Genomic DNA, 5,966 nt, shown 5'->3' on the forward strand with positions numbered 1-5,966 from the left:
AGGTAGAAGGTCAAGTCCACCTGCCCGAAGCGCAGGCGGGTGCCGTCCGAGACCGGCGACGGCCGCCGGGGGGTCAACCGCACCCCGCTCACGAACGAGCCATTCTTCGAGCCCGCGTCGGTGAGGATGTAGCGCCCATCACCCTCGCGCTGGAACCAGGCGTGGAAGCGCGACACGGTGCCATCGTCCAGCACCACGTCGTTGTTGCCCGTGCGGCCCACGGTGATGCCGCGGCCAAAGGCGTTCTCCTGGTTCTTCACGATGGGGAAGACGATGGGCTCGCCCACTCCCAGCATGGGGGTCTCCACACTGGTGAGGGTGCGGAAGTGGTGGTGCTCGTCCTCGTCGTCGCCAGGGGCCATCGCCGCCGTCGGCATGGGCGAGTACAGCAGCACCGCTGGCGGCAGCGTGCGCTCGTACTCTCCCCGCTCGCGCTGGAAGCGGCTGATGTGGTGGCTGAGAAGCTCGACCATCGGTAACACACTTCACCCCACCTGGGGGGCCACGGTCCAGAGGCGCCTAGCGCCACTCCAAGTACAACCCCAAGTGCAACCCACCTACATAGGGCCGGGACAGGCTGGTACGCCTGTAGTTGTAGATATCACCGTACCCTACAGTCAGCCCCAGGGAAAGGGCCCCGAGGTTGTAGCCGAGCTGGGCCCGGCCATCGAGCAGGCCGACGAAGTAGGACTCCCTCTCCTTGGAGCCCCGCGCGAAGCGAGCGGCGTACCAGGCGGGGCCGGAGCCCACCTGGAAACCCCACTCGAGGCCCTGCTCCGGCCGGCTGCGGTACCCCACCCCCACCACCAGGGAGAAGAGCCGCAGCGCTCGCATGGTGACGTCATCGTCCTCGACGACGGTGTCCGGGTACGAGGCGGTGTACGCGGCCAGCGGCTCGACGAGCACGGACAGCGTGTCCTTGCGGCCACGGAAGAACGGCACCTGCCAGTTCAGGCGTATCTGAGGGGCGACCGCCCCTCCCCGCATGAAGGTGCCCAGCATGACGCCATGCGGCACCCAGGCGGGTGAGGAGCGCTGGCCCCCGGTTGAGTCGGACGACGTCTCGGCCAGTGCGGCCGAGGACAGACACAGGGTGAAGAGGAGGCACGGCGGAAAGCGACGATTCATGACGCTTCCTTACCTCGCGACCGACAGGGTCCTGTCAAGCGCTTGTCAACGAAGTCTTCCGTTGGCTATAGCACGTTCCTCCCTCGCTGTAGGTGGGGGACTCAAGGAGTCAACTCACAGATGCCCAGTGCGTCAGTGCGTACAAGCAACACCAAGAAGCGTCCCTTACGGACCGACTCGCTGGTCCGTCAGGCGGCGGCGGCCGCCACGGGCCTGTTGGATCAGAGCGAGCGTGTGCTGGTCGTCTACGACGAGGGAGGGGCCACCCTCTACTACGAGTCGGACGACGCGGAGGATGGCATAGGCCGCCACAAGCTGCCTCGAGCCTCCTGAGTAGAAGTCACGTCGCACTTCCCGCCCGCCCCCACCTTCGGCTGGGGGCAGGGGGACCTCCTCGAAGCGCTGGACCTCTCCGAGCACCCCCTGTGTGGAACCCGGCTTCGGCCGTGAGCGTCCCAGGGCGCGCTTCGTCGAAAGGACCTCCCGTGCGCCTCCCCGTCCTGCTCCTGCTGCTCGTGCTCCCGGCCTGCGCCACCCGCATGGGTCCGCCCCCTGGCGAGCCTCGGGAGGCTGGCGGCGAGGCACAGCCAGGGAAGGAGCGCTCCATCATCACGACGGTGCGGGTGCGGCTGGAGCGCGCCGAGCCGGAGAAGGGGCCAGCGGAGGCGGTGGCCCTGGCCAAGGCGCATGGTGGGTACGCGCAGCTCGTCACGGACGCCTCGGTGACGGTGCGCATTCCGGCGGGGCGGCTCGACACCTTCCTGGAGAAGGTGCCGGCCCTGGGCCTGGTGGCGGAGCGACGGGTGTCCGCGGAGGACGTGACGGAGACGCACCAGGACCTGCGGGTGCGGCTGGAGACGCTGGGGCGGGCGAGGCAGCGCTACCTCCAGCTCCTGGACAAGGCGGCGTCGGTGTCCGAGGCGGTATTGGTGGAGAAGGAGCTGGAGCGGGTGACGGTGGAGTACGAGTCGCTGAAGGCGCGACTGGAGGCCCTGGAGGGAGCGGTGGCGCTGTCCACGGTGCAGCTCGACTTCGGCCGGCCGGTGCGCCCCGGGCCCGTGGGGTGGATCTTCTACGGGCTGGCCAGGGGCGTGAAATGGCTCTTCATCTGGGACTAGGCCAGCCCACCCGTGGGAGCCCCCCCAGAAGGTCCGCTTATGTGGCATCCGAGGGGCATTCTGGAATGATGTGCCAGGGATATTACGTGCGGTGCATCGAGAAGCGCGGGCTCAAGATCAACCTTCAGTACGGCACGAGCCACTGCCAGAGCTGTTTCGACCTATGCAGGAAGAAGAGGTATTGGCCCTGGAGTGCCAACGGCAAGCAGTGCCCGGGAGGGTGAGTCATGAAGCCCTCACGGGAGTTGTTCTGGCAGAGGATCGTCGAGGAGCGCCACGAGGCGTTCATGGCATTTGGCCCGGGATCCGAGCGGGTTCCCTTCGAGACAGCGGAGCGCGAATACCTGGCCCTCCAGAAGAAGCTGCTGGAGGGAGCGCGGACAGAGTGGGAGCGGCGGCACATCAAGAGACTGATCGCTCATGACATCCTGAACGTCGCACATCCTCACGCCAAGAGCTGGGAGGAGTTCTCGCGGGTGCTGCGCCGCATCAAACGGCTCGGCTTCATCGACCTGGAGAATCAGGTTCATACCGCCTGCCTCACCCTGCTGTGGATGTCGGACCACGACCGGGACCGAGCCCCAATGGCTTGGGCGATGGTGGAGGACGCGGAGCGCCGGTTGCGCCGCATCCGGCAGGGCCACTTCCGGCGGGAGGAGGGCCTGGACGCCATCGCGAGTGTCAAGCAGCAGGTGGCCAAGAAGGGCCTCACACCGCCCACGCGTGGGTAGCCCTGGTAGGACGGACCGGGACTGAGGCGGCGCGAGCCGGTGTTCCAGTCCCAGGTAGGGCGGAAGGCTCGGCTTCGAGCCCGACCGGCTGGACGCCTGCCAGGAGGCCGGATTCGCCTCGGCTCACCTATCCTCTTGCAGTGGGGCGCCGGTCCCGCTATGAGAGGCACCACTTTTTGGCCAGGTAGCTCACCTGGTTAGAGCGGCGGTCTCATAATCCGCAGGTAGTCGGTTCAAGTCCGACCCTGGCCAAGGCCCCGTCCCCGGGTTTACTCGGAGACGGGGCTTTTTTTCTGTCCGCTGTCCACGCTCCGTGAACCCTGGCTGGTACCCGAGGTCCCTCCTCGCCCATGCCGTCCATCGCCGATCTCATCGAGCAGCACCGCGAGCGGCTCCTCCAGCGCTACCTCGAGGAGGCCAGCCGGCTCCCGTCCGCCCAGGGCGTGCGCTCCCAGGAGGTTCTCGACAACACCCCCGAGTACCTCTCCGCGCTGAGCGCCCTCTCCCGTGGCCAGCGGGGCGATCCCGGCCTCACCAAGCACCGCATCGAGGAGACGCACATCGGCCTGCGACTCCGCCTGGGCTACACCCTCGAGGACGCGACGGCCGAGTTCGTCCTTCTCGGTCGCCTCCTCGCGCGCCTCTGGGAGGCGCTCCCTCCCGAGCAGCAGCCCACGCCCGAGGACACCCAGCACCTCTTCGACGCGCTCCAGACCGCCATCGAGCACACCACCAGCGTCTTCCGCGGCTACTCCCTCGAGGACCGTCAGGCCGAGAAGCGTGCCCTGCGCCGCATGGACGCGCTCGCCGCCGACTTCCTCCCCGAGCGGCTCGGGTCCCTGCTGGAGGTGGTGCGCGAGGCCCTCCACGCGGATGCCGCCACCGTGCTGCTGGTGGATGCGGAGGACCAACGGCTCCTGCCCACCGCCTCCCGCGGCCTCTGGAGTACCCCACCTGACCGCGGCCCCCTGCCCGTGTGCTCGGGCTCCTTCGTCGCCGAGGTCGCCTCCTCCACCGAGATCCTCCACCTGCCGGACGCGACCACCACCCGCCTCGTGCTGGGTGAGGGCGTGCGCGCCAGTGGCATCCACTCGCTGCTCGGGTTGCGCATGTGGCCGCGTGGCCGGCTGCTCGGCGTGGTGTACCTCGGCACCACCGACGCCCGCCCCTTCGAGCCCCGCGCGCGTCGTCTCCTGGAGACGCTGGTGGAGCGCCACGGCCTCATCATCGACCGGGCCCGCCTGCTCCAGGAGCTCCGCCAGACCCAGGCGCGCCTGGCCGGGTCCGAAGCCCGCATGAGCCTCCCGACTCCCGCCGGGCTGAACGAGGAGCGCCTGCGCCTGGCCGTGGAGGCCACCGGCCTGGGCACGTGGGATCTCGATCCCATCACCGGCGTGCTCCATTGGGACGAACGCTGCAGGGCCCTCTTCGGCCTGTCGCCGGACGCCCCCGTGGACCTGGACTACGACACCTTCCTCGCCGTGCTGCACCCCGAGGACCGGGAGCGCGTGGACGCCGTGGTACAGCGGGCCCTGGCGCCGACCGGGAGCGGCACCTTCCAGCTGGAATACCGCATCGTGCGTCCGCGGGATGGAGTCGAGCGCTGGCTGACCGCCTACGGCCGGACCTTCTTCGACGCGAGCGGCCGGGCGGTGCGCTTCCTCGGCACGGTGCTCGACATCACCGAGCGGGTGCGCGAGCGCGAGACCGCCGAGCGCGAGCGGAACCGGGCCACCACCCTCTTGGAGAGCATCTCCGAGGCCTTCTTCGCCATGGACACGCAGTGGCGCTTCACCTACGTCAACCACGAGGCCGAGCGCCTCCTGAAGCACCGACGCGAGGAACTGCTGGGCCGCGACCACTGGGAAGCCATGCCCCTCTCCGTGGGGACCCCCCTGGAGCGGGCGTACCGCCGCGCGGCCGCCGAGCGCATTCCCCTGGCCTTCGAGGAGCATGACGTCCTGGCGGACCACTGGTTCGACATCCGCGTCTACCCCACCCCGGAGGGGCTCGCCGTCTTCTTCCGGGATATCACCGAGCGCAAGCGTCGCGACGATGAGCGCGAGCGGCTCCTGCGTGAGCAGACGCACCTGCGTGAGCTGGCCGAGAAGGCGCTGCGTGAGCGCCAGCGTGTGGTCGAGGTCCTGGAGCACGGCGAGGCGCTCATCGTCCTCGACGCGGACTTCCGCATCCTCCTGGTGAACGAGAACCAGGAGCGCCTCTCCCAGACGCGGCGCGAGGACACGCTCGGCCATGTCCTCTGGGACGTCTTCCCCGCGATCGCCACGCCCGAGTCCCAGTACTGGCGCGAGTACCAGCGCGTGGTGCGGGAGAAGGTGCCGGTGCGCTTCGAGGAGTACTACGCCCCGCTGGAGCTCTGGACGGGCGTGAGCGCCTTCCCCACCAACGAGGGCGGGCTGGCCGTCTTCTTCCAAGACATCAGCGAGCGCAAGCGCGACGAGCAGTTCCGCGAGCGGCTGGTGGGCATCGTCAGCCACGACCTGCGCACCCCGCTCCACAGCATCACCCTGGCCACCGAGGTGCTCCTGCTGCGCGAGAACGTCCCCGAGTCCGTGCTCGTCGGAGTACGGCGCATCGCCCGGAGCGCGGATCGCATGTCGCGGATGATCACCGATCTGCTCGACTTCACCCGCGCCCGGGTGGGCGGCGGCATCCCCCTCCAGCGCCGTCCCACCCGGCTGCTGGAGCTGGTGCGCGCCACGCTCGAGGAGTTCGAGGTGACACACCCGGACCGCATCGTGCTGTCGCCGGGCCGGGGCCCGTACACCGGGGCGTGGGATTCGGATCGGCTCGCCCAGGTCGTCTCCAACCTGGTGGGCAACGCCCTGCAGCACGGGGCCGAGACGGCTCCGGTGGAGGTGGCCCTCCGCTCGGAGGGGACCGACGTGCTCCTCACGGTGACGAACCAGGGCGAGCCCATCCCCGAGGCGCTCCTGCCGCACATCTTCGACCCCTTCCGGCGCGCGGC

Annotated in this window: 6 protein-coding genes and 1 tRNA gene; 5 read left to right on the forward strand and 2 right to left on the reverse strand. The window is 69.2% G+C overall.

Annotation, left to right across the window (positions count from 1 at the left end; genetic code table 11):
* A partial coding sequence (locus tag VF794_RS35060) for an FHA domain-containing protein (RefSeq protein WP_331117477.1) occupies nucleotides 1-473 on the reverse strand: 473 nt, incomplete at its 3' end.
* Nucleotides 474-519: 46 nt separating this feature from the next.
* Nucleotides 520-1,128 carry a hypothetical protein gene (locus VF794_RS35065; protein ID WP_331117478.1) on the reverse strand — a complete coding sequence of 203 codons (609 nt, stop codon included), beginning with the start codon at nucleotides 1,126-1,128 and terminating at the stop codon, nucleotides 520-522.
* 120 nt (nucleotides 1,129-1,248) lie between these two features.
* Between VF794_RS35065 and VF794_RS35070 the strand changes: the two genes are divergently transcribed.
* The 5 genes from VF794_RS35070 to VF794_RS35090 form a co-directional block, all read left to right on the forward strand.
* Nucleotides 1,249-1,461 carry a hypothetical protein gene (locus VF794_RS35070; protein WP_331117479.1) on the forward strand — a complete coding sequence of 71 codons (213 nt, stop codon included), beginning with the start codon at nucleotides 1,249-1,251 and terminating at the stop codon, nucleotides 1,459-1,461.
* 152 nt (nucleotides 1,462-1,613) lie between these two features.
* Entirely contained in the window at nucleotides 1,614-2,246 is a 633-nt protein-coding gene (locus tag VF794_RS35075) for a DUF4349 domain-containing protein (protein ID WP_331117480.1), read from the forward strand.
* A 227-nt stretch (nucleotides 2,247-2,473) separates the two neighbouring features.
* On the forward strand, nucleotides 2,474-2,977 hold the full coding sequence (locus VF794_RS35080) for a hypothetical protein (RefSeq protein ID WP_331117481.1): 504 nt from the start codon (nucleotides 2,474-2,476) through the stop codon (nucleotides 2,975-2,977).
* A gap of 178 nt (nucleotides 2,978-3,155) precedes the next feature.
* Nucleotides 3,156-3,229 (forward strand) — tRNA-Ile (locus VF794_RS35085).
* Between the two features lie 98 nt (nucleotides 3,230-3,327).
* Nucleotides 3,328-5,966: PAS domain-containing protein (locus tag VF794_RS35090; protein ID WP_331117482.1), on the forward strand; the 2,639-nt coding region annotated here is incomplete at its 3' end.

Origin of the sequence: Archangium sp. (assembly GCF_036389735.1) — a bacterium.
Classification (GTDB): Bacteria; Myxococcota; Myxococcia; order Myxococcales; family Myxococcaceae; genus Archangium.